General features: G+C 43.1%; 19 protein-coding genes and 1 tRNA gene. 12 read left to right on the top strand and 8 right to left on the bottom strand.

Annotated features, from left to right (window positions below):
- Positions 1 to 370: 370 nt before the first annotated feature.
- On the bottom strand, positions 371 to 1,828 hold the full coding sequence (locus AB3G73_RS21925) for an aminoacyl-histidine dipeptidase (protein ID WP_074556838.1): 1,458 nt from the start codon (positions 1,826 to 1,828) through the stop codon (positions 371 to 373).
- A gap of 121 nt (positions 1,829 to 1,949) precedes the next feature.
- Positions 1,950 to 2,936 carry a lysylphosphatidylglycerol synthase transmembrane domain-containing protein gene (locus tag AB3G73_RS21920; protein WP_074556839.1) on the bottom strand — a complete coding sequence of 329 codons (987 nt, stop codon included), beginning with the start codon at positions 2,934 to 2,936 and terminating at the stop codon, positions 1,950 to 1,952.
- Between the two features lie 70 nt (positions 2,937 to 3,006).
- Here AB3G73_RS21920 and rsmA point away from each other — a divergent pair, with 70 nt between their 5' ends.
- From rsmA to AB3G73_RS21905, 3 genes are all read left to right on the top strand, one after another.
- Positions 3,007 to 3,828 (top strand): 16S rRNA (adenine(1518)-N(6)/adenine(1519)-N(6))-dimethyltransferase RsmA, encoded by an 822-nt coding sequence (gene rsmA, locus AB3G73_RS21915; protein WP_148366455.1) that lies wholly within the window; start codon positions 3,007 to 3,009, stop codon positions 3,826 to 3,828.
- A 44-nt stretch (positions 3,829 to 3,872) separates the two neighbouring features.
- The gene (gene mgtE / locus AB3G73_RS21910; RefSeq protein ID WP_099146489.1) at positions 3,873 to 5,213 is read left to right on the top strand and encodes a magnesium transporter; all 1,341 of its coding nucleotides are present in this window, start codon (positions 3,873 to 3,875) and stop codon (positions 5,211 to 5,213) included.
- Between the two features lie 85 nt (positions 5,214 to 5,298).
- A complete protein-coding gene (locus tag AB3G73_RS21905) occupies positions 5,299 to 7,152 on the top strand; it encodes a DUF349 domain-containing protein (RefSeq protein ID WP_148366456.1) in 1,854 nt (617 codons plus the stop codon).
- 242 nt (positions 7,153 to 7,394) lie between these two features.
- On the opposite strand, the gene AB3G73_RS21900 is transcribed toward AB3G73_RS21905, so the two are convergent.
- A tRNA-Gln gene (locus AB3G73_RS21900) sits at positions 7,395 to 7,465 on the bottom strand.
- A gap of 264 nt (positions 7,466 to 7,729) precedes the next feature.
- Here AB3G73_RS21900 and rsfS point away from each other — a divergent pair.
- The 3 genes from rsfS to AB3G73_RS21885 are packed head-to-tail and all read left to right on the top strand — an operon-like array spanning position 7,730 to position 11,114.
- Positions 7,730 to 8,089 carry a ribosome silencing factor gene (rsfS, locus tag AB3G73_RS21895; RefSeq protein WP_148366457.1) on the top strand — a complete coding sequence of 120 codons (360 nt, stop codon included), beginning with the start codon at positions 7,730 to 7,732 and terminating at the stop codon, positions 8,087 to 8,089.
- A gap of 9 nt (positions 8,090 to 8,098) precedes the next feature.
- Positions 8,099 to 10,249 (top strand): ATP-dependent zinc metalloprotease FtsH, encoded by a 2,151-nt coding sequence (ftsH, locus tag AB3G73_RS21890; RefSeq protein ID WP_367745595.1) that lies wholly within the window; start codon positions 8,099 to 8,101, stop codon positions 10,247 to 10,249.
- A gap of 16 nt (positions 10,250 to 10,265) precedes the next feature.
- Complete coding sequence (locus AB3G73_RS21885) at positions 10,266 to 11,114, top strand: phosphatidate cytidylyltransferase (protein ID WP_195358420.1); 849 nt, start codon at positions 10,266 to 10,268, stop codon at positions 11,112 to 11,114.
- A gap of 102 nt (positions 11,115 to 11,216) precedes the next feature.
- On the opposite strand, the gene AB3G73_RS21880 is transcribed toward AB3G73_RS21885, so the two are convergent.
- The 3 genes from AB3G73_RS21880 to surE all read right to left on the bottom strand — a co-directional run bounded on the left by AB3G73_RS21880 (position 11,217) and on the right by surE (position 14,140).
- Positions 11,217 to 11,999, bottom strand: a complete 783-nt coding sequence (locus AB3G73_RS21880) for a NigD-like protein (protein WP_148366460.1) — start codon at positions 11,997 to 11,999, stop codon at positions 11,217 to 11,219.
- A 93-nt stretch (positions 12,000 to 12,092) separates the two neighbouring features.
- Positions 12,093 to 13,229 (bottom strand): lipid-A-disaccharide synthase, encoded by a 1,137-nt coding sequence (gene lpxB, locus AB3G73_RS21875; RefSeq protein ID WP_321019852.1) that lies wholly within the window; start codon positions 13,227 to 13,229, stop codon positions 12,093 to 12,095.
- A gap of 143 nt (positions 13,230 to 13,372) precedes the next feature.
- The gene (gene surE, locus AB3G73_RS21870) at positions 13,373 to 14,140 is read right to left on the bottom strand and encodes a 5'/3'-nucleotidase SurE (RefSeq protein WP_148366462.1); all 768 of its coding nucleotides are present in this window, start codon (positions 14,138 to 14,140) and stop codon (positions 13,373 to 13,375) included.
- 357 nt (positions 14,141 to 14,497) lie between these two features.
- Between surE and AB3G73_RS21865 the strand changes: the two genes are divergently transcribed.
- The 5 genes from AB3G73_RS21865 to AB3G73_RS21845 all read left to right on the top strand — a co-directional run bounded on the left by AB3G73_RS21865 (position 14,498) and on the right by AB3G73_RS21845 (position 20,694).
- Positions 14,498 to 15,262: a ParA family protein gene (locus AB3G73_RS21865; RefSeq protein WP_122135576.1), complete on the top strand. Its 765-nt coding sequence runs from the start codon at positions 14,498 to 14,500 to the stop codon at positions 15,260 to 15,262.
- An 11-nt stretch (positions 15,263 to 15,273) separates the two neighbouring features.
- On the top strand, positions 15,274 to 16,164 hold the full coding sequence (locus AB3G73_RS21860) for a ParB/RepB/Spo0J family partition protein (protein ID WP_009000352.1): 891 nt from the start codon (positions 15,274 to 15,276) through the stop codon (positions 16,162 to 16,164).
- Complete coding sequence (locus AB3G73_RS21855) at positions 16,165 to 17,052, top strand: DUF5683 domain-containing protein (protein ID WP_148366463.1); 888 nt, start codon at positions 16,165 to 16,167, stop codon at positions 17,050 to 17,052. It abuts the gene before it with no gap.
- Between the two features lie 33 nt (positions 17,053 to 17,085).
- On the top strand, positions 17,086 to 18,381 hold the full coding sequence (locus AB3G73_RS21850) for a lytic transglycosylase domain-containing protein (protein ID WP_074638096.1): 1,296 nt from the start codon (positions 17,086 to 17,088) through the stop codon (positions 18,379 to 18,381).
- A 72-nt stretch (positions 18,382 to 18,453) separates the two neighbouring features.
- Positions 18,454 to 20,694, top strand: a complete 2,241-nt coding sequence (locus tag AB3G73_RS21845) for a bifunctional (p)ppGpp synthetase/guanosine-3',5'-bis(diphosphate) 3'-pyrophosphohydrolase (RefSeq protein WP_008776780.1) — start codon at positions 18,454 to 18,456, stop codon at positions 20,692 to 20,694.
- Positions 20,695 to 20,701: 7 nt separating this feature from the next.
- Here the strand turns inward: AB3G73_RS21845 and AB3G73_RS21840 are convergent, their stop codons facing one another.
- Positions 20,702 to 21,046 (bottom strand): MerR family transcriptional regulator, encoded by a 345-nt coding sequence (locus AB3G73_RS21840; protein ID WP_004301384.1) that lies wholly within the window; start codon positions 21,044 to 21,046, stop codon positions 20,702 to 20,704.
- Positions 21,047 to 21,066: 20 nt separating this feature from the next.
- Complete coding sequence (locus tag AB3G73_RS21835; RefSeq protein ID WP_074638095.1) at positions 21,067 to 22,035, bottom strand: M23 family metallopeptidase; 969 nt, start codon at positions 22,033 to 22,035, stop codon at positions 21,067 to 21,069.
- A 107-nt stretch (positions 22,036 to 22,142) separates the two neighbouring features.
- On the opposite strand from AB3G73_RS21835, the gene alaS reads away from it, so the two are divergent.
- The gene (alaS, locus tag AB3G73_RS21830) at positions 22,143 to 24,761 is read left to right on the top strand and encodes an alanine--tRNA ligase (RefSeq protein WP_148366464.1); all 2,619 of its coding nucleotides are present in this window, start codon (positions 22,143 to 22,145) and stop codon (positions 24,759 to 24,761) included.
- Positions 24,762 to 24,971 lie beyond the last annotated feature (210 nt).

Below are 24,971 nucleotides of genomic sequence, written 5' to 3'. Positions count from 1 at the left end.
TTCCTGAAAACTAAAAAATAAAACTTACTTGTTTGGTTTGGTATTAATTGTTGAATATCCCCAAACATGTACATCGGCTTCGCCGATCTTTCTAAACAATCTTTTTAAACTTTTCATTTTGTTATCCTCCTAATTACATGTTTTACAACACAAAAATACAGCCTTTGTTTATACATTGATCTAAAAAAGAGAGAAATTTATGTTTTATAGCATATTTCTTGATTTGCATCAATTAATTTATTTGTTATACAGCAGAATTGTAATATACGCTGCAATAAATATGACAAAAGGCACAGATGAAATATCATCCGTGCCTTCACTATGGTTACCTATTATATAATAGGAGAATATTTATATAAAGAGAAATACGTTATTTCATTGGAGTTTGCTCCAAAGTTGCCACCAGAAAGTCATAGAACTTCTGTACGGTAGGAATCAACGCTCTTTCGTCCGGCGAATGCGGTGAACGCAAAGTCGGACCAAAAGAAATCATGTCCAATCCCGGAATAATAGCACCGATAATACCACATTCCAAACCAGCGTGAATCACTTTCACTGCAGGTTCTACGCCAAACTGCTGTTTATAGGATGACTTCATCGCATGCAAAATCGGAGAATTTACATTAGGTTGCCAACCGGAATATCCGCCTGTCATCTCTACCTTCATCCCTGCCATAGAGAAACAAGACTCTAAGCTGGTAGTCAGATATTCCTTCATGCTATCGCTTGAACTACGAGCCAAAATCTTAATGGCTGCCTTCCCTTCACCAATCGTAATAATAGCAAGGTTGGAAGACGTTTCTACCGTATCCGGAACAGTAGGGATCATACGTGTCACACCGTTCTGACAAGCAAAGATTGCATCAATCAGATTGTCTTGAATTTCTTCAGGTACTTCACCGGCAGGAAGTTCTACGCGTTCAGCTGTAAAACTGATCGGAGTTTCAATAGCCGAATATTCTTCATTGAACAGGTTTTCGCAGTATTTCACCAAGCCCAGCAGTTCTTCTTCATTTTCAGCCGGAATGGTAATAACCGCATGCGCCTCACGCGGGATAGCATTACGCATATTACCACCTTCCCAGCTAGCCAAACGGGCTTCATAGCTGGCAACCGCTTCACGAACGAAACGAACCAATAACTTATTGGCATTGGCACGCCCTTCATTGATTTCCAATCCCGAATGTCCGCCGCGCAATCCTTTCAAAGTAACTTTCACTGCGATATCTCCTGCTTCGGGAACTACTTCCTTATATTCCAAGGTAGCAGTTACGTCCATACCTCCGGCACAACCGATATACAATTCACCTTCATCTTCCGAGTCCAGATTCAACAGAATTTCACCGTTCAGGGTGCCCGGCTTCAAACCAAATGCACCGTACATACCGGTTTCTTCATCTTTAGTGATAAGAGCTTCCAGAGGACCGTGTTTCAGGTCTTTTGCTTCCAGCACGGCCATGATGGCAGCTACTCCCAGTCCGTTGTCCGCACCCAAAGTAGTACCTTTTGCTTTCACCCAGTCACCATCTATATAAGTTTCAATCGGGTCTTTTTCAAAATCGTGTACAGTATCGTTGTTCTTCTGCGGAACCATATCCATGTGCGCCTGAAGAATTACACCTTTCCGGTTTTCCATACCCGGAGTTGCCGGTTTACGGATAATCACATTACCTGCTTCGTCTACAAAAGACTCCAAGCCCAAGCCTTTTCCGAAACCAAGAAGAAATTCAGTTATTTTTTCCATGTGTCCTGACGGACGAGGAATCTGTGTCAACGAATAAAAATGCTTCCACACATTTTGTGGAGCTAAAGAAAGAATGGTACTCATAATAAATATTTTAAAACGATTTTAAATCTAATAATTAAACAGTGCCAAGTTATGGAAAAGTTTTCAGATGGCAAAGGACGTCAACAAAAACATTTAAGAATACACAGTTTTAGCTAAAATTTCACCCTCGATGTCTATTGGTGAATGGCAGAGCGGCAAATCCATAGATGCCCAACAGAACAACCAGAAAGGTTTGAATACCGTGTACAATCAGGGCAAAGATTCCGGCATCCGTCACATTTACTCCATAAAGCATCATCATAGAAATGATAGCGAAATGCCACGGCCCCGCCCCGTTGGGAGTAGGCACAATCACGGCAAACGTACCGCCCACAAACATGACCAATGCCGCCAGAATACCTAAATGCGCTGTAAAGGCAAAACAATAGAATGTGAAATAGAAATGGAGAAAGTAGCACGTCCAAATAGCCAGTGTATAAAAAATAAAGAGAGGAATGTTACGCACTCCCCTTAAAGACATAATCCCCTCCCATATATTAAGTACAAAGCCTTTCACCCGTTCGTAAAAGAACAGCGTTTTTCTTAAATAATAAAGAAGGATCGCCACACCGATAAAACAGAACAGGATGATATAAAACCATACTGAAGTCAAAAGATGAACAAGAGAGGGTATTTTTGTTCCGGTCTGTTGAAGAAAGGTGACGAAGATAGGTAATTGAAGTAAAACAGTGATGCCTGTAATAAGAAGAATAGTCAACGTATCAACCAGTCGCTCCGTAACGACTGTTCCCAACGACTTGGCAAACGAGACGTTATCATATTTCGCCAAAACCCCGCAACGGCTCACTTCCCCGATCCGGGGAACTACCAGACTGGCAGCATAAGAAATGAAGATAGCATTCACACAATCGCTCTTTTTCGGGAAAGCGTCCAACGGTTCCAGTGTCTGTCTCCACCGCCATCCACGAAAGACTTGTGCGAACACCCCGAACACTAATGAGAAGAGCATCCACCACCAATTTGTACCGTGTAATAACACATCGCCCGCTTTTGTAAAATCAAAGTCGCGATATACCCAGAATAAGATAAAGCCGCCTAAAACAACCGGTAATATCAGTTTCAGTGTCTTTTTTAATAGTTTCTTCATCCTTAATTCTTCATTCTTCATTTAAAAGAATTACCTTTGTCGGCTGCAAAAGTAATTATTTAGTTGGTAAATGAAATTAGTAAAGCCTAAAAAGTTTCTCGGACAGCACTTTCTGAAAGATCTGAAAGTTGCGCAAGATATTGCCGATACTGTCGACACTTTCCCCGAACTGCCTATTTTGGAGGTGGGACCGGGTATGGGAGTATTGACCCAGTTTCTGGTGAAAAAAGACCGGTTGATAAAGGTCGTAGAAGTTGACTATGAGTCGGTTGCCTATCTTCGCGAAGCTTATCCGTCATTGGAGGACCACATCATCGAAGATGACTTTCTGAAAATGAACCTTCACCGGCTATTCGACGGCAAACCTTTCGTACTGACCGGTAATTATCCGTATAACATCTCCAGCCAGATCTTTTTCAAGATGCTGGACAACAAAGATATCGTCCCCTGCTGTACGGGAATGATTCAAAAAGAGGTAGCCGAACGTATTGCAGCCGGACCGGGCAGCAAGACTTACGGCATCCTTAGCGTATTGATTCAGGCTTGGTACAAAGTGGAATACTTATTCACAGTGAGCGAACATGTGTTCAACCCGCCCCCCAAAGTGAAAAGCGCTGTCATCCGCATGACGCGCAACGAGACTAAAGAGTTGGGATGTGATGAGAAACTGTTCAAACAGGTAGTGAAAACGACTTTCAACCAACGACGCAAAACATTGCGCAACTCTATCAAACCTATTTTAGGCAAAGATTGTCCACTCACGGAGGACATATTATTTAATAAACGCCCGGAACAACTATCGGTAGCAGAATTTATAGACCTGACCAATAAAGTGGAAGAAGCATTAAAGACGGCAGGCAACAACCAACAACCGACTGATGGGCAGCAGTGAGCAGAGAACTGGATTTTGTAATTCGTAATTTGTAATTGACAACGATGAACGAGGAATACATTGACAACGTTAAACACCTTATTGAGCAAAAAGACGCCGATACGGTAAAAGGGCTTCTCATCGACCTCCATCCGGCCGACATCGCCGAATTGTGCAATGACCTGAATCCGGAAGCGGCCAAGTTCATCTATCGCCTGCTCGACAACGAAATTGCCGCCGACGTACTTGTCGAAATGGACGAAGACGCTCGTAAAGAGCTACTCGAAATGCTCCCTTCGGAGACAATCGCCAAACGCTTCGTTGACTACATGGATACGGACGATGCCGTAGACCTGATGCGTGAACTCGATGAAGATAAGCAGGAAGAGGTTCTTTCGCACATTGAGGACATTGAACAGGCAGGTGACATTGTCGACTTGTTGAAATACGACGAAAATACCGCCGGTGGTTTAATGGGTACGGAAATGGTACTCGTCAACGAGAACTGGAGTATGCCCGAATGTCTGAAAGAGATGCGTCAACAGGCGGAAGAGCTGGACGAAATCTATTATGTATATGTCATCGACGACGACGAACGTCTGCGAGGTATCTTCCCGCTCAAAAAGATGATTACGTCTCCTTCTGTATCCAAGGTGAAACACGTGATGCAGAAAGATCCGATTTCCGTGCATGTAGATACTCCCATTGATGAGGTGGTACAGGCGATTGAAAAGTACGACTTGGTGGCCATCCCCGTCATCGACAGTATCGGTCGGCTTGTAGGACAAATCACCGTCGACGACGTCATGGATGAAGTTCGTGAACAATCGGAACGTGATTATCAGTTGGCATCCGGTCTTTCGCAGGACGTAGAAACAGACGATAATGTATTGAAACAGACCACTGCCCGCCTCCCCTGGTTATTAATCGGTATGATCGGCGGAATCGGAAACTCTATGATATTGGGAAATTTCGATGCTACTTTTGCCGCTCATCCCGAAATGGCACTTTATATCCCGCTGATCGGTGGTACAGGAGGAAATGTCGGAACACAATCTTCGGCAATCATCGTACAAGGCTTGGCAAACAGTTCGCTAGATGCCAAAAACACATTCAAGCAAGTCACCAAGGAAGCAGTAGTAGCATTAATCAATGCCACGATTATCTCCTTATTAGTATACACCTACAACTTTATCCGGTTCGGTGCAACAGCTACGGTGACTTATTCCGTATCCATCAGCCTGTTTGCCGTGGTTATGTTCGCATCCATTTTCGGAACACTGGTACCAATGACTCTGGAGAAGCTAAAGATTGATCCTGCAATTGCAACAGGACCGTTTATAGCCATTACAAATGACATCATTGGAATGATGTTGTACATGGGAATAACCGTTTTATTGTCATAAAAACACGATAAACAAAAAAAAATAAGCAAAATAGTATGAAGTAATCGTTTTATTTCATTAATTTGTGACCCAAAACTAATATACAATGATGGACGCTCATGACACTAATCAACCCTTGAACCAAGGGGAATTAGAAGAAGAAAAGAAAACAGTCGAGGTTTCTGAAGCTATTACAGAGACTCCGACTGAAGAAGTTACTGCCGAAGTTCAACCTGAAGCAGCCCCTAAACCTGCCACTAAGGAAGATGTACTAAACCAGCTGAAAGAGCTTGCGCAAGATGCCGAAAATGCGAACAAGCAGGAAATTGACAATCTGAAACAATCATTCTACAAGTTACATAATGCCGAGTTGGAAGCTGCTAAGGTACAGTTTACAGACAACGGTGGAAACATTGAAGATTTTGTTGCCCAAGAGGACCCGACAGAGGAAGAATTCAAACGTCTGATGGGGGTTATCAAGGAAAAACGCAGCAGACAGGTTGCTGAATTGGAACGCCAGAAGGAAGAAAACCTGCAAGTGAAACTTTCCATTATCGAAGAACTGAAAGAATTGGTGGAATCCGGAGATGATGCCAACAAATCTTATACAGAATTCAAGAAGCTGCAACAGCAATGGAATGACACGAAATTGGTACCGCAAGGCAAAGTGAATGAACTTTGGAAAAACTATCAATTATATGTAGAGAAGTTCTACGATTTATTGAAACTGAACAATGAATTCCGTGAATACGACTTCAAAAAGAATCTGGAAATCAAGACGCGCCTCTGCGAAGCTGCTGAAAAGCTGGCTGACGAGGAGGACGTGGTTTCCGCTTTCCACCAACTGCAGAAGTTGCATCAGGAATTCCGCGATACAGGTCCGGTAGCCAAAGAACTGCGTGATGAGATCTGGAATCGGTTCAAAGCCGCTTCTACCGCTGTCAACCGCCGTCATCAGCAGCACTTCGAGTCGCTGAAAGAGGCCGAGCAGCACAATTTGGACCAAAAGACCGTAATCTGCGAAATCGTTGAAGCGATTGAGTATGATGAATTGAAGACATTCTCTGCTTGGGAAAATAAGACTCAGGAAGTGATTGCCCTGCAAAACAAATGGAAAACCATCGGTTTTGCACCTCAAAAGATGAATGTGAAAATCTTCGAACGTTTCCGCCATGCCTGCGATGATTTCTTCAAGAAGAAAGGAGAATTCTTCAAGAGCTTGAAAGAAGGTATGAACGAGAATCTGGAAAAGAAGAAAGCACTCTGCGAAAAAGCGGAAGCTTTGAAAGACAGCACGGACTGGAAAGTTACTGCCGATGCGCTGACCAAACTTCAAAAAGAATGGAAGACCATCGGACCGGTAGCCAAGAAACATTCGGATGCTGTCTGGAAACGTTTCATCACTGCTTGCGACTACTTCTTTGAGCAAAAGAACAAGGCTACTTCTTCACAACGCTCTGTCGAAACAGAGAATATGGAAAAGAAGAAAGCATTGATTGAAAAGTTATCCGCTATCGATGAGAACATGGATACTGAAGAAGCGAGCAATCTGGTTCGGGATTTGATGAAGGAATGGAATTCTATCGGTCACGTGCCGTTCAAAGAAAAAGATAAGCTATACAAGCAATATCACGGATTGATCGATCAGTTATTCGACCGTTTCAATATCAATGCTTCCAACAAGAAGTTAAGCAACTTCCGTTCGAACATCAGCAATATCCAGGGAGGCGGAACTCAATCTTTATATAGAGAACGTGAGAAACTAGTGCGCACTTATGAGAATATGAAGAACGAACTTCAGACTTATGAGAACAATCTGGGCTTCCTGACTTCTACTTCCAAGAAAGGCAGCAGCTTGTTGACTGAACTAAACCGCAAGGTAGACAAGCTGAAAGCAGACTTGGAACTAGTATTACAAAAAATTAAAGTAATCGACGAATCAATTAAAGCAGAAGAATAATCCTCTGCCCGATTTAGAGAAATAAAAGAAACCGGTTTTATGCTCGCTTGAGCAATAAAACCGGTTTCTCTTTTCTAGCAAACAAGCTTATACAGCCTTTAAGGATTTATTTATTAAACATCAACCCCACGTATTCTTTTCACAGCAAATATGTGTTTCTTCTGACTATAAATGTCAGAAAACAATAAAACCCTGCAAGATTTAATTCTTAGCAGGGTTCTATATAAATTGACGTTGATTTGTTGGGCTACCTGGATTCGAACCAGGAATGACAGGACCAGAATCTGTAGTGTTACCATTACACCATAGCCCAATGATTTTCGTTTGCGGGTGCAAAGATACAAATATTTTGGGAATTCAAAACAATTCTGATATTTTTTTTGCAAAAATGCCCAAATAAGCTTTCTAAACAAAAGTATCTCCACTAAAAAACACAAAAATTGAGGGATAACTTTCTTGTATCCAATAAATCAGCGTATATTTGTCAAAAATATCACGTTTATAATCAGAAACAAAGGGTTGCCTTTTTTTGTTATAAACAAATAGAGAACATAAATTATTAATCTCAATTACAGGAATGAACGATACTAAAGTATTAATTGAAAAAATAAAAGAAGGAATTCAAGAGAAAAAAGGTAAAAAGATAATCGTTGCCGATTTAACCAGCATAGAAGATACCATCTGTAAATATTTCGTTATCTGTCAGGGAAATTCTCCCAGTCAAGTGAGTGCCATTGTAGATTCAATCAAGGAATTTACACGCAAAGGTGCGGATAGCAAACCTTATGCAATCGATGGGCTCCGGAATGCAGAATGGGTGGCAATGGACTATGCCGACGTACTGGTACACGTTTTTTTGCCGGAAGTAAGAGCTTTTTATAATCTTGAACACCTTTGGGCAGATGCCAAACTCACTCAAATCCCCGATCTAGACTAATTAATGATTATGGACAATAATAATAGCAATAATAACAATAGCAATAAACCTAATAATAAGGTTAATATGCCTAAGTTCAACCTGAACTGGATGTATATGATTATTGCCCTTATGCTTCTCGGCCTCTGGTGGGGCAGTGATTCAAAGGGAGCTGGAAGCAAAGCTGTAACTTACAGTGAGTTTCAGGACTACGTAAAAAAGGGCTATGTAAGCAAAGTATTGGGTTATGAAGATAAGTCAATCGAAGCTTTTCTTAAACCGACTGCTGTAGGAGCTGTTTTTGGAGCAGATTCTACCAAAGTAGGACGTAACCCTATCATTACAAGTAGAACGCCATCTACCGATAAACTGGAAGAGTTTTTGCAGGCAGAAAAGGAAGCCGGTCATTTTGACGGCTCTTCTGACTATCCGCCCAAATCGGATATTTTCCCCGCAATCCTGATTCAGATACTCCCGCTTGTCTTGCTTGTAGCGTTATGGATCTTCTTCATGCGCCGTATGAGCGGAGGTGGCAGTGGTGGCCCCGGTGGTGTATTTAACGTAGGAAAATCAAAAGCCCAGCTTTTTGAAAAAGGCGGAGCCATCAAGATTACATTTAAGGATGTAGCGGGTTTGGCAGAAGCTAAACAAGAAATAGAGGAAATAGTAGAGTTCTTGAAGGAACCGCAGAAATATACGGATTTGGGAGGTAAGATCCCTAAGGGAGCATTGCTGGTAGGCCCTCCGGGAACCGGTAAAACTTTGCTTGCCAAAGCTGTAGCGGGTGAAGCTAATGTTCCTTTTTTCTCACTGGCAGGTTCTGACTTCGTGGAAATGTTTGTGGGTGTAGGTGCATCCCGTGTTCGCGACTTGTTTAAACAGGCTAAAGAAAAAGCTCCCTGTATCGTCTTTATCGATGAGATTGATGCCGTAGGACGTGCTCGTGGCAAGAATCCTGCAATGGGAGGAAATGACGAACGTGAAAATACATTGAACCAGTTATTGACAGAGATGGACGGTTTCGGTTCCAACAGCGGTGTGATTATCCTCGCTGCTACTAACCGTGTAGACGTACTTGATAAAGCGTTGCTCCGTGCAGGACGTTTTGACCGTCAGATACATGTGGATCTGCCTGACTTGAATGAACGTAAAGAAGTATTTGGTGTGCATTTGCGCCCGATCAAAATAGACGATAGTGTTGATGTAGACTTGCTGGCTCGCCAAACTCCGGGATTCTCGGGTGCGGATATCGCCAATGTCTGCAATGAAGCTGCACTGATTGCTGCCCGCCACGGAAAGAAATTTGTAGGCAAGCAAGACTTTCTGGATGCGGTAGACCGTATCATCGGTGGTCTGGAAAAGAAAACCAAGATTACTACGGAAGCTGAAAGACGTTCCATCGCTTTGCATGAAGCAGGACACGCCTCTATCTCCTGGTTATTGGAATATGCCAATCCGTTGATTAAGGTAACTATCGTTCCCCGCGGACGTGCATTGGGAGCTGCCTGGTATCTGCCGGAAGAACGTCAGATTACTACTAAGGAGCAGATGTTGGATGAAATGTGCGCCACTTTAGGAGGACGCGCCGCTGAAGATTTATTCCTTGGCCGCATTTCAACTGGTGCCATGAACGACTTGGAAAGAGTGACCAAACAGGCATATGGTATGATTGCTTATTTAGGTATGAGCGACAAGCTGCCGAATTTATGTTATTACAACAACGATGAATATTCTTTCAATCGTCCATACAGCGAAAAGACAGCCGAACTAATTGACGAAGAGGTAAAGAGAATGGTGAACGAACAGTATGAACGCGCCAAGAGAATTCTGTCAGAGCATAAAGAAGGTCACAACGAACTGACACAATTACTGATTGACAAAGAGGTAATCTTCGCAGAAGACGTTGAACGTATCTTCGGCAAACGCCCCTGGGCTTCGCGTTCGGAAGAAATCATGGCTGCTAAAGAAAGCCAGGATGCTGCAAGAGCTGAAAGGGAACTTGCCCAAAAGCTGAAAGAAGAAGAAAAAGAAATCAAAGAAGAGGAAGTTGAAAATACTGCAGAGGAACAAGCACCCATTGACACCAAAGTTGCCGCAGCGGGTAACAAGGTTACAGTGGAAGGCAAAGTTACCGTAGAGGGTAAGTCTAATGGAGAAGAACAAGCTAACGAGTCCAACTAATTAAAACGAATAGATTTTGATTAATAATTTCATAAAACGAGCTATTACAGGTGTACTCTTCGTTGCCATCTTGGTAGGGTGCATCCTTTATGATGCATTCAGTTTTGGCATTCTGTTCACCGCTATCAGTGCACTGACTATTTATGAGTTTGCACAGCTGGTAAATATGCGCGCAGAAGGAGTCAAGATAAACAAAACCATTAATATGCTCGGCGGGGCTTATTTATTCCTCGCAATCATGGGATTCTGCATTGATGCAGCCGATTCGAAAATATTCATCCCGTATGTGCTTTTATTGCTTTACATGATGATTAGCGAATTGTATCTGAAAAAGGAGAACCCGGTACTTAACTGGGCTTATTCGATGCTTAGCCAACTTTATATCGGCCTGCCTTTTGCTTTGCTAAATGTATTGGCTTTCCATAACGACCCAGCGTCGGAATTCAGTAGCATAAGCTATAATCCGATTCTACCGTTATCCATCTTTATTTTCCTTTGGCTGAATGACACGGGTGCTTATTGCATCGGTTCACTGATAGGCAAACACCGACTCTTTGAACGCATCTCCCCGAAAAAATCATGGGAAGGTTCTATCGGTGGCGGAGTTGTAGCAATCGGAGTATCTTTTATACTTGCTCACTACTTCCCATTTATGTCAATGATTGAATGGGCAGGACTGGCATTGGTAGTGGTTATATTTGGCACATGGGGCGACCTGACGGAGTCATTGCTAAAACGCCAATTGCACGTAAAGGATTCGGGAAATATCCTTCCGGGACATGGAGGGATGCTCGACCGGTTTGACAGTTCTTTGATGGCTATACCGGCAGCAGTCGTTTATCTATATGCATTAACGTGGTTCTAACAGGAGTTTTTCTCATCAATTAGAATTGCACACAATACAAAAGGTCGGGAACTTCGATAGAAGTATCCCGACCTTTTTCACACACAGTAAATCATAGTTAGGTTATCGGATCGAAGAAGTGGAGTGTACATCCTTCGCAGCTTCCGGCACACCTACCGGATGATCCAGATCAAGAACGATCACTCTTCCTTCTCCATGTTCTCTTGAATTTATAGTCACTTTAAAACCTTTCATTGTTGATTCAGAATCTTTCTCCGTTGGGAAGAACTTTTCCAGATTATAAGAAACTCGTCCCCATCCCCAATAATCGGTTACATCTTCATACGTATTATAACGCAGTTCCAAATGTACGTAACCATCTTCAGCCACATTCAATGTTCCCGGTTCTGACGGTTCTCCCGTTTCTATCTTATTTTGCACAAGACTGATACGATGTTTCTCCGAGCGAGGCAGTTCCTGACGAAAAATTACATTCAGGAATTTTCCTCCCAACCACATATCACCCTGATAAATCAGGATAGGATCATTGCCGAATTCCACCGCTTCTTCCTCTGTGGTCATATCTTCTACTTCCTTTGTCAACAATTCCTGTACACCTTCCATCTTCACCTGAACTCCTTTTCCTCCTTCCATGTCATACAAAGGATTGAAAAAAGCCACTACACGTTCACCGTCCACCGGTTTAAACCAAGGTATGGAAGTAGCAACCGGATCAATCAATCCCCAACGATCACCTTCCAAATAATAGCCTCCTCCACCGGTTGCACGAACGGTCGCCCAGTCCCAGCTAAAGTCTCCGATAGAATAGCCATCATCATCACATGATTGCAACATTGGCACTAATGCCAATAACAACATTCCTAAAAGCCACTTAAATTTTTTCATATCTTTTTTCCTTTCTTTTTTAGTCTTCTGCTTAATAAATAAAAAAGCCGTGCAATTACTGCATCGGCTTTACGTTTATTCAGAAAAAGAAAGTTATTTTTTCAACAAATGCAGCATTTCACGAGCTGCACGACGGGGAGCACCGGCAGGTCCCAACCGTTCAGCCATATATTCATATCCCGAAAGCATTTCATTTCTATATGCTTCATTTCCAATGATATTTTTCAATTCACTCTGCATATTCTTCACGGTCATCGTATCCGCCACCAGCTCTTTTACCACTTCACGGTCGGCAATCAAATTAACCAACGAAATAAATTTCACGGTCAAGATATGACGCCGCAAGAAGGAAACTATTTTCCCTATCGGAGTGTGATAACAAACGACTTGGGGAACACGGAACAATGCCGTCTCAAGAGTAGCCGTGCCTGAAGTGACCAAAGCCACATCTGCGTGTTGCAACAAACGATAGGTTTGATCGAAAATGATTTTCACTTTCGCCTCTCCTACATATTTTTTATAATATTCGGGAGCAATGGCAGGAGCACCCGCCAGAACAAGCTGATAATCAGGAAAAGCAGAAGCCGCCTCCAACATATCCGGCAGATTATCTTTGATTTCCTGTTTCCGGCTACCTGCAAGAAGAGCTATTATCGGTTTATCTTCCAGTTGATTCTCCGCAATAAACAGATTCTTATTTTTCGGATGAGCTTCCTGATAGGCTGCCACCTCATCCACGGTAGGATTTCCAACATAGTGGATGGGATATTGATGCTTTCCTTCGAAGAACTCTACTTCAAAAGGAAGAATGGAAAAAAGTTCGTCTACATCTCGTTTTATATTCTTAATGCGATACTCTTTCCACGCCCATATCTTCGGAGAAATATAATAATAAACCGGAATCTGTGTCTTTGCATGGACAAACTTGGCTATATCCAGATTGAATCCCGGATAGTCCACCAGAATAACAACATCCGGTTGCCAGGAAACAATGTCTTCTTTACAACGCTTCATATTTGCAAAGATAGTGCGCAGATGGAGCAACACGGGAATAAACCCCATGTACGCCAGTTCTTTATAATGTTTCACCATCGTTCCTCCAACGGCAGCCATCAAATCACCTCCGAAAAACCGGAAATCAGCCTGCGGATCTTCGGCCTTTAAGGCAGCCATCAGATGAGAAGCGTGCAAGTCGCCGGAAGCTTCGCCGACAATCAAATAATACTTCATAATAGTTGATAGGTGATAGGGGATAAATGATAGGTGATAGGGGATAAATGATAGGTGAAAATTAAAACATGACAACCACTAAGTCGTGTCTTGTAACCGATTCTCAACTCAACATCTATCGCTTATCACCTATCATTTATCAACTAATTAAACCATTTGTTAAGTTCATCCATAAAGTGATAAGCTGTCACATCAACCGTGGTCGGAGTGATAGCAACATAGCCATTTGCCAAAGCCCAATGATCATTCTTCTCATTTTCAAGCTCGTGGTCGGTAAATTCGCCGGTCAACCAGAAATAATTCGGATCGTTCAGACGGGGACAGGCAGCCCATTCGTTCGTCCAACGACCTTTTGCCTGTTCACAGATTTTGATTCCTTTGATATCGGTTGTATTCGGGAAGTTTACGTTCAGGCAGGTCAAAGGAGGAAGTCCTTTTTCCAGTACCATGGCGGCAATACTGCGAATATAAGGTCCGGCAGCTTCAAAATCGGCATCAGGTTCATGATTACACAAAGAGAAGCCAATAGAAGGGATTCCATTCAAACAACCTTCGAACACCACTCCCATCGTACCGGAATAATGCACGTTAGTGGCGGAGTTATCCCCATGATTGATACCACCGACTACCAAGTCCGGTGTCCGGTCGAGCACTGTGTTCCGTGCCAATTTGATACAATCGGTCGGCGTTCCCGAACATTTATAAACAGTTAAACCTACCTCTTTCTTTACTAACTGGTAATGAACAGGCTGCGTCACCGTCAGCGCACAACCACTGCCCGAACGCGGAGCATCAGGTGCCATTACCACAATATCTCCCAAAGGGCGAAGAAACTTCACCAGTTCATTAATCCCTTTAGCCATCACGCCATCGTCATTTGAAACAAGTATCAACGGCTTTTCATTTTCCATATCTTCAATCCTTTCCTTTTTTATATTCGCACAAAAGTAACAAAAAGAAGCCGTACCGCCAAACACCTCCCTGCATCAGATCGAAAAGTCTCTTTCCACCCCATTCCTACCCGTTTACAAATCTTAATCTTCTGCAAGCGAGCAAAAAAAGAAATAGATATCCAATATAAATATGTATATTTGCAAGCTCGTTAAAGAGAAAAGTAGATGATGCAACCTGTTGAAGTTTTGTAACCGTTTCGTCCGACAGTTATTAACAAAACAGGCGACTTATCAACAGAAATTGCAAAGTTTCTCTTTTTTCGTAGGCGCTCTAAGGATTTATCACTTATTTCGCTGCCAATAAATTTAGAGAATATGGGAAAAATTATTGCTTTGGCCAATCAAAAGGGTGGTGTAGGAAAAACAACGACTACGATTAACCTCGCAGCTTCACTTGCTACACTGGAAAAAAAGGTACTCGTGATAGATGCCGACCCGCAAGCTAATGCCTCTTCCGGTCTGGGAGTAGACATCAAGCAGTCGGAATGCACTATCTATGAGTGTATTATTGACAGAGCCAACGTACAGGACGCTATCCTTGACACGGAGATTGATTCTTTGAAAGTGATCTCTTCGCACATCAATCTTGTAGGGGCAGAGATTGAAATGCTGAACCTCCCAAACCGAGAAAAGATACTGAAGGAAGTACTCACTCCTTTGAAGAAAGAATATGACTATATTCTGATAGACTGTTCTCCTTCATTAGGACTAATCACGATCAACGCCCTAACGGCAGCGGACTCGGTGATTATTCCCGTTCAAGCTGAATATTTCGCTCTTGAAGGTATCAGCAAACTATTGAATACCATTAAAATCATCAAGTCGAAACTGAATCCGGCTTTAGAGATCGAAGGTTTCCTGCTGACGATGTATGATTCTCGTCTGCGTCAGGCTAATCAGATCTATGACGAAGTGAAACGGCATTTTCAAGAACTGGTGTTCAATACCGTTGTTCAACGAAATGTAAAATTGAGCGAGGCTCCCAGCTACGGTGTTCCGACCATCCTTTACGATGCGGAATCTACCGGTGCCAAGAACCACTTGGCTCTTGCAAAAGAGATTATCAACCGAAATAAATAAAAGAAGAAGATATGGCAACACAAAAAAGAAATGCATTAGGACGCGGTTTAGACGCCTTGCTCTCAATGGATGATGTGAAAACCGAAGGGTCTTCTTCCATTAATGAAATAGAGCTGGCAAAGATTACTGTCAATCCTAACCAGCCCCGCCGTGAGTTTGACGAAACAGCGTTGCAGGAACTGGCTGATTCCATTGCGGAAATCGGTATCATCCAACCTATTACTTTACGCAAACTCTCGGACGATGAATATCAGATCATCGCGGGAGAACGTCGTTATCGCGCTTCACAAAGAGCAGGCTTGAAAACAATCCCTGCTTATATACGCACCGCCGACGACGAAAACATGATGGAAATGGCGCTGATTGAAAATATCCAGCGTGAAGACCTGAATGCCGTAGAAATCGCACTTGCCTACCAGCATCTGCTCGATCAGTATGAACTGACACAGGAACGTCTTAGCGAACGTATCGGAAAGAAAAGAACGACAATCGCCAACTACCTGCGTTTACTAAAATTGCCGGCTCCCATACAGATGGCCCTGCAAAACAAGCAGTTAGACATGGGACATGCCCGTGCGCTGATTTCATTAGGCGACCCGAAACTACAAGTTAAAATATTCGAAGAAATACAAGAGCACGGATATTCAGTCCGCAAAGTAGAAGAAATTGTTAAATCATTAAGCGAAGGAGAAGCGGTGAAAAGCGGTACGCGGAAAATAACACCGAAACGTGCCAAACTTCCCGAAGAGTTCAACTTATTGAAGCAACAACTCTCTGGCTTTTTCAACACCAAGGTACAACTCACCTGCTCTGAAAAGGGAAAGGGAAAGATCAGTATTCCTTTCGGTAACGAGGAGGAACTGGAACGTATCATGGAAATCTTCGATACGCTAAAGAAGTAAATGACAAGAAAAAGTAAGAAATACCAGTTACTAGTCAGCGCCCTGCTTCTCTGTTTTTTACAGGTGGCAGGGATTGATGTGTATGCACAGTCCACTGTTACTCCAGTACGGAAAGATACAACAATCATACAGCGTGAAGCACCGAAAGCCCGTGCACGAAGGCATCGCGAACCGATTGCACAGGATTCGACAAGACAGGATTCTATCCGGATCATACCCTCCAAAGAACTTCCGGCCATCGACAGCTTGTCAGCTGCCAAGATACAGATAGCAGACAGTCTGGACGCAGCCAACAAGAAAGAGCTGAAAAAGATAGAACAGCCGTCATCGATTGTTGTAAAGACCGACAGTGTACCGCCAACGACTCAAGATATTAACAAGAAGATATTTATCCCGAATCCGACCAAAGCTACCTGGTTGGCAGTCGTATTCCCCGGTGGAGGACAAATTTACAATCGTAAATACTGGAAACTACCTATTATATATGGAGGGTTTGCAGGTTGTGCCTACGCGTTAAGCTGGAACGGCAAGATGTACAAAGACTATTCGCAAGCCTATCTGGACATCATGGACAGCAATCCGAACACCAAAAGTTACGAGGATTTGTTGCCCCCGAACTCCACTTATAATGAAGAGCAGCTGAAAAACACCTTAAAAAGAAGAAAAGATATGTTCCGTCGTTATCGGGACCTTAGTATATTTGCATTTATCGGAGTTTACCTGATCTCTATCATCGACGCTTATGTAGATGCGGAGTTATCCAACTTCGATATAACCCCCGACTTGAGTATGAAAGTAGAGCCGGCCGTTATTGATAATAACAACCAGTTCCGCTCCAACAGCTTTAAAAACAAGTCGGTTGGCCTGCAATGCGTATTACGATTTTAAAAACACAATTTAGATTGATCTTATTATTGAAGCATGAAGAAATTAGTTAGCTATTGTTCGATTATTTTTCTTTTACTAGTGGCCACGTCGCAGGTAAAAGCGCAAAGTGTAGATGTAGTGATTCGTGAAAATGGAACTGAACGCAAAGAAAGCATCGACCTGCCTAAAAGTATGACTTATCCACTTGACAGTCTGTTGAATGACTGGAAAGCTAAAAATTATATTGATTTAGGCAAGGATTGCAGTACGGCTGAAATCAATCCTTTATTCAGTGACTCTGTCTATATCGACCGCTTGTCACGCATCCCGGCCATCATGGAAATGCCTTATAATGATATTATCCGCAAATTCATCGATATGTATGCAGGACGCTTGCGCAATCAGGTTTCTTTCATGCTAAGTGCCTGCAACTTCTATATGCCTATTTTTGAAGAAGCACTGGATGCATACGGACTTCCACTGGAACTAAGATATCTGCCGATTATCGAATCTGCGTTGAACCCATCAGCCGTATCACGTGCAGGTGCTTCCGGTCTGTGGCAATTTATGATTGGTACAGGTAAGATTTATGGTTTAGAATCAAACAGCCTGGTAGATGAACGTCGTGACCCGATTAAAGCAACTTGGGCTGCCGCTCGTTATCTCAAAGAAATGTATGATATCTATGGAGACTGGAATCTGGTAATTGCTGCTTATAACTGTGGGCCCGGTACAATCAATAAGGCAATCCGCCGTGCCAATGGCGAAACTGATTATTGGAAAATCTACAATTACCTGCCTAAAGAAACGCGTGGTTATGTGCCTGCCTTTATCGCTGCCAACTACGTGATGACTTACTACTGCGACCACAATATCTGCCCGATGGAAACCAATATTCCGGCAAGTACTGACACAGTGCAAGTAAACCAAAATCTGCACTTCGAACAAATCGCTGACCTTTGTAATGTACCTCTGGATCAGATCAAGAGTTTGAATCCGCAATATAAGAAGCAAATGATTCCGGGTGACAGCAAACCTTATACGCTAAGACTCCCTATCGACGCGATCAGTACTTTTATCGATAAGCAAGATACGATTTATGCACATCGTGCCGATGAGTTGTTCCGCAACCGCAAAACCGTTGCTGTAAAGGATATTACACCTGCAACCCGTAAAACGACAACAGCAGTTGCCGGTAAGGGGAAACTGACCTATTACACAATAAAAAGTGGAGACACTTTATCCACTATCGCCGGAAAGTATGGCGTCACAATCAAGGATATACAAAGGTGGAATGGAATGTCTAACACTAAAATTGCAGCAGGAAAACGATTGAAAATATACAAATAAATAACTTCCTGCTTGCATCGTTCGGAAATTTGCTTATTTTTGCAGAACTAAGCAAGTGAAAGGATAACAATTATGGATAATCTGGCCCCCAAAGAAATAGCTGACGAAGAGATGATTAATCAGGCGTTCCACGAACTACTGAATGACTATCTCAATACTAAACATCGCAAAAAAGTTGAAATCATTACGAAAGCTTTCAACTTTGCCAATCAGGCGCATAAAGGAATCAAACGCCGTTCGGGTGAACCTTATATTATGCACCCGATTGCCGTTGCCAGCATTGTATGCAATGAAATAGGTCTCGGTTCCACTTCTATTTGTGCAGCCTTGCTGCATGATGTGGTAGAGGACACTGATTACACAGTGGAAGACATCGAGAATATCTTTGGTCCGAAGATTGCCCAGATTGTGGACGGACTGACTAAAATATCCGGTGGAATCTTCGGTGACCGTGCTTCGGCACAGGCAGAGAACTTCAAGAAGTTACTGCTCACCATGTCGAATGATATCCGGGTCATTCTTATCAAGATAGCGGACCGTTTGCATAACATGCGTACTCTTGGCTCCATGTTACCCAACAAGCAATATAAGATTGCAGGCGAAACGCTTTACATCTATGCTCCACTTGCCAACCGTTTGGGGCTCTATAAGATAAAAACGGAGCTTGAGAATCTAAGCTTCAAATATGAACATCCCGAAGAATATGCGGAAATAGAAGAGAAGTTGAATGCTACTGCCGCTGAACGTGACAAGGTCTTCAACGACTTCACAGCCCCGATCCGTACCCAACTGGATAAGATGGGATTGAAATACCGGATACTTGCCCGTGTAAAATCAATCTATTCCATCTGGAACAAGATGCAGACCAAGCATGTTCCTTTCGAAGAAATATACGATTTACTGGCTGTTCGAATCATCTTCGAACCACGCAATGAAGAAGAAGAACTCAACGACTGTTTCGATATCTACGTTTCTATTTCCAAGATATACAAACCCCATCCGGACCGTTTGCGCGACTGGGTCAGCCATCCTAAAGCTAATGGTTATCAGGCATTGCACGTCACTCTGATGGGTAACAACGGACAATGGATTGAAGTCCAGATTCGTAGTGAACGGATGAACGACGTTGCCGAACAAGGTTTCGCAGCCCACTGGAAATACAAAGAAGGAGGAGGTAGCGAGGATGAAGGCGAATTAGAAAAATGGTTGAGAACGATTAAGGAGATATTAGATGATCCGCAACCGGATGCCATCGACTTTCTGGATACCATTAAGCTAAATTTATTTGCTTCCGAAATATTCGTGTTCACTCCTAAAGGCGAACTGAAGACTATGCCGCAGAACTCTACGGCTCTCGACTTCGCATTTTCCCTGCACACGGATATTGGTAGCCATTGTATTGGCGCTAAAGTCAATCATAAATTAGTGCCGTTGAGCCACAAATTGCAAAGTGGTGACCAAGTTGAAATCCTGACTTCAAAATCGCAACGCGTACAACCGCAATGGGAAGTTTTTGCAACCACTGCCCGTGCCCGCGCCAAGATAGCAGCCATTCTCCGCAAAGAGCGTAAAGCAAATCAGAAGATAGGAGAAGAAATCCTTAGTGAGTTTCTGAAAAAGGAGGAAGTCCGTCCGGAAGAAGCTGTTATCGAAAAGCTACGCAAACTGCATAATGCCAAGAATGAGGAAGAGTTGCTGGCTGCCATTGGTAGTAAAGCAATCGTTCTGGGAGAAGCAGACAAGAATGAACTGAAAGAAAAGCAAACCAGTAACTGGAAGAAATATCTGACATTCTCTTTCGGCAATAGCAAAGAGAAGCAGGAAGAGAAAGAACCGCAGGAAAAAGAAAAAATCAACCCGAAAGAGGTGCTCAAACTGACGGAAGAAAGTTTGCAGAAGAAATATATCATGGCCGAATGTTGCCATCCTATTCCCGGTGACGATGTATTGGGATATGTGGATGAAAACGACCGGATCATTATTCACAAGCGCCAATGCCCTGTTGCCGCCAAATTGAAGAGCAGCTATGGCAACCGCATATTAGCGACCGAATGGGATACACATAAAGAACTATCTTTCCTGGTATATATATATATAAAAGGTATAGACAACATGGGACTTTTGAATGAAGTCACCCAGGTCATCTCCAGACAGCTCAATGTAAATATCCGTAAGCTGACCATCGAAACCGAAGATGGCATCTTTGAAGGAAAAATCCAGTTGTGGGTACATGATGTGGATGATGTAAAAACTATCTGCAACAATCTGAAGAAAATACAGAATATCAAACAGGTGAGCCGTGTAGAGGAATAGCTTTCATTTATTCCCGCCCATCCAGTTCGCGTTTAATGGCCAAAAGCTCTTCTTTGATCGCTTTCAGCTTATTAACGATCTCATAATTACGAACTGTAGCTTCTTTATTATCCTTCAAACGTTGCCGGGCACCGGGAAGTGTCATCCCTTTCTCTTTGACCAAATGATAGATAAGTCCGATCGTTTCTACGTCTTCCTTACGATACTGACGTATTCCTCTTCCTGCTGTCTTAGGCGAGATTTGCGGAAATTCCTTTTCCCAAAAGCGGAGTAACGACGGATTGACTCCAAACATATCGGCAACCTCTCCTATTGAATAATATAGCTTCAATTCTTTATCTGTATTAAGCATAGCACTCCTGTTTAAAGATTTTAATCAAATACTTTACCATGATTGGCTGCCAGCTGAATCATCCTTTCATAATCTTCGGCACTCAAGTCCATGAAATAATAATTGACCGGATTCACGACCTGTCCTTTCACATGCACTTCGTAATGCAAATGCGGACCGGTACTCTTTCCTGTACTCCCCACTTTTCCGATAATCTCACCACGCACTACTTTCTTTCCGACTTTCGTATTAAATCCTTGCAAGTGAGCATATCGAGTGAGATATCCGAAACCATGATCGATTTCGATGGTATTCCCATATCCGGTCTCCCATCCTACTTTCACTACAGTTCCGTTTCCGGTAGCATATACATCTGTTCCCGGATGAGCAGAGAAGTCCATACCTGCATGAAACTTTGTCGTACCGTAAATAGGGTCGATACGTGTACCATAACCGGATGCTGTCTGACGAAGATCTTTATTCGAAATAGGCTGGATAGCCGGAATACATTTCAACATCTCATCATGGTTTTTACACATATCAATCACATCGTCGAAAGATTTCGACTGAATATACAGTCTTTTGGAGAGCACATCCAGTTTTTGAGTCGTATTCACTACCAACTTAGAATTCGCCAAATCCATCAGTTCTTCGTAACGGTTCGTCCCGCCATAACCAGCTTGGCGGATAGCCGGAGAAACAGGATCGGCCTGCAAAATCACCCGGTACAAATTATCGTCACGCTGCTGGATATCCTGAAGTACTCCCATAGCGTCGTCCAGACGACGGGAAAGTACATTATACTGTGCCAAAAGACGGCTGTTCTCAATTCTTAATTCTTTCTCCGATGGAGAGCCAAAAATCAGAAGCAATACAATAAAGCAACCTGCTCCCAACCCCATTCCATAGAAAAGCCGGCGCAGGATACTAAGCGCACGCTGCCGTACGGTAGGGTAAATTCGATCATAAGTCTGGGTCTTTGAATTATAGATGTAGTATACTTTGCGCATCTTTTTGGAAATATTTCGCTTGTTAATACGGCAAAAGTAATAAAAACAAGCTATCTTTGCACAGTTTTTTGAGAATATTAACCTCAACGATAGATATATAGAAGAATATGTTGACTGCAAAAGAGATCAGAGATTCATTCAAGAATTTCTTTGAGTCGAAAGGACACCACATCGTCCCCTCGGCTCCGATGGTGATTAAAGATGACCCTACCCTGATGTTTACGAACGCGGGGATGAACCAGTTTAAAGATATTATTTTGGGTAACCACCCGGCGAAATACCAAAGAGTCGCGGACTCGCAGAAATGTTTGCGCGTTAGCGGAAAACATAATGACCTGGAAGAAGTTGGACACGACACCTACCACCACACCATGTTTGAAATGCTTGGGAACTGGTCGTTTGGCGATTACTTCAAGAAAGAAGCAATCAACTGGGCGTGGGAATATCTGGTAGAGGTCTTGAAACTGAATCCGGAACATCTCTATGCAACCGTATTTGAAGGAAGTCCCGAAGAAGGATTGAGCCGTGACGACGAAGCTGCTTCTTACTGGGAACAGTTCTTGCCAAAAGATCACATCATCAACGGTAACAAACACGATAACTTCTGGGAAATGGGTGATACAGGACCTTGCGGACCTTGTTCCGAAATCCATATCGACCTTCGTCCTGCAGAAGAACGTGCCAAGATCTCCGGTCGCGACCTCGTGAACCACGATCATCCACAGGTGATTGAGATCTGGAATCTCGTATTCATGCAATACAACCGCAAAGCAGATGGCAGCCTTGAGCCGCTTCCAGCCAAGGTTATTGACACCGGCATGGGATTCGAACGTCTTTGTATGGCTTTACAAGGAAAAACATCCAACTACGACACAGATGTATTCCAGCCAATACTAAAAGCTATTGCAGCCATGTCGGGTACAGAATACGGAAAAGACAAGCAGCAGGACATCGCCATGCGTGTAATTGCCGACCATATCCGTACCATTGCATTCTCTATCACAGACGGCCAGTTGCCTTCTAATGCGAAAGCAGGTTATGTGATCCGCCGTATCCTTCGCCGTGCCGTTCGTTACGGATATACTTTCCTCGGACAGAAACAGGCATTTATGTATAAGTTGCTTCCTGTATTGATTGATAACATGGGAGAAGCTTATCCTGAACTGGTTGCACAAAAAACACTGATTGAAAAAGTAATCAAGGAAGAAGAAGAATCATTCCTCCGCACACTGGAAACAGGTATCCGCTTACTGGACAAGACCATGGAAGATACCAAAGCCAGCGGAAAAACAGAAATCAGCGGTAAGGATGCCTTTACTTTATATGATACATTCGGTTTCCCACTCGACTTGACAGAACTGATTCTCCGTGAAAACGAAATGACTGTCAACATTGAAGAGTTCAATGAAGAAATGCAGCAACAGAAACAGCGTGCACGTAATGCTGCCGCTATCGAGACTGGTGACTGGATTGTGCTGAAAGAAGGTACGACCGAATTCGTTGGTTACGATTACACTGAATACGAAGCTTCTATCCTTCGTTATCGCCAGATCAAACAAAAGAACCAAACATTGTATCAGATTGTACTTGACTATACTCCATTCTATGCAGAAAGTGGTGGCCAGGTCGGTGATACCGGCGTATTGGTAAGCGAATTCGAAACGATTGAAGTGATCGATACCAAGAAAGAAAACAATCTCCCGATACATATTACCAAAAAGTTACCCGAACATCCGGAAGCTCCGATGATGGCTTGTGTAGACACTGACAAACGTGCTGCCTGCGCAGCCAATCACTCGGCAACTCACTTGTTGGATGCTGCTTTGCGTGAAGTGTTGGGTGAACACATCGAACAGAAAGGTTCATTGGTTACACCGGATTCATTACGTTTCGACTTCTCTCACTTCCAGAAAGTGACCGATGAAGAAATCCGTAAGGTAGAGCATATCGTCAATGCGAGAGTTCGTGCCAATATTCCTTTGAAAGAATACCGCAACATTCCTATCGAGGAAGCTAAAGAATTGGGGGCTATCGCTCTCTTTGGTGAAAAGTATGGTGACAAAGTACGCGTGATCCAGTTCGGTTCTTCTATTGAATTCTGTGGAGGTACACACGTAGCTGCAACCGGAAATATCGGTATGGTGAAAATCATGTCGGAAAGTTCTGTTGCTGCCGGTGTTCGTCGTATCGAAGCCTATACCGGAGCGCGTGTAGAAGAATTGCTGGATACAGTGCAAGATACACTTAGTGATTTGAAAGCTCTTTTCAACAATGCTCCTGATTTGGGTATTGCAATCCGCAAATATCTGGATGAAAATGCAGGATTGAAGAAGCAGGTAGAAGACTTCATGAAAGAAAAAGAAGCAGCTCTGAAGGAAAGACTGTTGAAGAATATACAGGAAATTCACGGCATCAAAGTGGTTAAGTTCTGTGCTCCGCTACCGGCAGAAGTAGTGAAGAATATAGCTTTCCAACTTCGTGGCGAAATTACAGAAAACCTGTTCTTCGTTGCCGGAAGTATAGACAACGGTAAACCGATGCTGACAGTCATGCTTAGCGACAACCTGGTTGCGGGTGGTCTGAAAGCCGGTAATCTGGTGAAAGAAGCTGCCAAGTTGATTCAAGGTGGCGGCGGTGGCCAACCTCACTTTGCAACCGCAGGAGGTAAAAACACTGACGGCCTACCGGCAGCTGTTGAAAAAGTACTGGAGCTAGCAGGAATCTAAAAGTAAATAAAAAGGGCCTGATAAGAAGATAACAGGCTCACTTTACATAAAGATTTAAAATTAGGCGCGGATTACGCGGATTTCACGGTTTAAAGAATAAAAATCCGTGTGATCCGTGTAATCCGCGCCTAAATATTATACAAATCGAGGCACTGATGAGCACCCCGTCCGACATCGATGAAACAACCCTGCGGCACGAAGGAATACGTT

The organism is Bacteroides sp. L008 (assembly GCF_040812255.1).
GTDB lineage: Bacteria > Bacteroidota > Bacteroidia > Bacteroidales > Bacteroidaceae > Bacteroides > Bacteroides vicugnae.
Note: the sequence above shows the minus strand (reverse complement) of the source record. Positions and strands in the feature narration are given on the sequence as shown.

Bases quoted from the DNA above. Each gene is read 5' to 3' on its own strand.
- surE (WP_148366462.1), bottom strand. From the start codon at position 14,140: ATGGAAAATGAAAAGCCGTTGATACTTGTTTCAAATGACGATGGCGTG.
- rsmA (WP_148366455.1), top strand. From the start codon at position 3,007: ATGAAATTAGTAAAGCCTAAAAAGTTTCTCGGACAGCACTTTCTGAAA.
- rsfS (WP_148366457.1), top strand. From the start codon at position 7,730: ATGAACGATACTAAAGTATTAATTGAAAAAATAAAAGAAGGAATTCAA.
- AB3G73_RS21850 (WP_074638096.1), top strand. From the start codon at position 17,086: ATGAAGAAATTAGTTAGCTATTGTTCGATTATTTTTCTTTTACTAGTG.
- lpxB (WP_321019852.1), bottom strand. From the start codon at position 13,229: ATGAAGTATTATTTGATTGTCGGCGAAGCTTCCGGCGACTTGCACGCT.
- ftsH (WP_367745595.1), top strand. From the start codon at position 8,099: ATGGACAATAATAATAGCAATAATAACAATAGCAATAAACCTAATAAT.
- AB3G73_RS21845 (WP_008776780.1), top strand. From the start codon at position 18,454: ATGGATAATCTGGCCCCCAAAGAAATAGCTGACGAAGAGATGATTAAT.
- AB3G73_RS21860 (WP_009000352.1), top strand. From the start codon at position 15,274: ATGGCAACACAAAAAAGAAATGCATTAGGACGCGGTTTAGACGCCTTG.
- AB3G73_RS21880 (WP_148366460.1), bottom strand. From the start codon at position 11,999: ATGAAAAAATTTAAGTGGCTTTTAGGAATGTTGTTATTGGCATTAGTG.
- AB3G73_RS21920 (WP_074556839.1), bottom strand. From the start codon at position 2,936: ATGAAGAAACTATTAAAAAAGACACTGAAACTGATATTACCGGTTGTT.
- AB3G73_RS21925 (WP_074556838.1), bottom strand. From the start codon at position 1,828: ATGAGTACCATTCTTTCTTTAGCTCCACAAAATGTGTGGAAGCATTTT.
- mgtE (WP_099146489.1), top strand. From the start codon at position 3,873: ATGAACGAGGAATACATTGACAACGTTAAACACCTTATTGAGCAAAAA.
- AB3G73_RS21840 (WP_004301384.1), bottom strand. From the start codon at position 21,046: ATGCTTAATACAGATAAAGAATTGAAGCTATATTATTCAATAGGAGAG.
- alaS (WP_148366464.1), top strand. From the start codon at position 22,143: ATGTTGACTGCAAAAGAGATCAGAGATTCATTCAAGAATTTCTTTGAG.
- AB3G73_RS21835 (WP_074638095.1), bottom strand. From the start codon at position 22,035: ATGCGCAAAGTATACTACATCTATAATTCAAAGACCCAGACTTATGAT.
- AB3G73_RS21855 (WP_148366463.1), top strand. From the start codon at position 16,165: ATGACAAGAAAAAGTAAGAAATACCAGTTACTAGTCAGCGCCCTGCTT.
- AB3G73_RS21905 (WP_148366456.1), top strand. From the start codon at position 5,299: ATGATGGACGCTCATGACACTAATCAACCCTTGAACCAAGGGGAATTA.
- AB3G73_RS21865 (WP_122135576.1), top strand. From the start codon at position 14,498: ATGGGAAAAATTATTGCTTTGGCCAATCAAAAGGGTGGTGTAGGAAAA.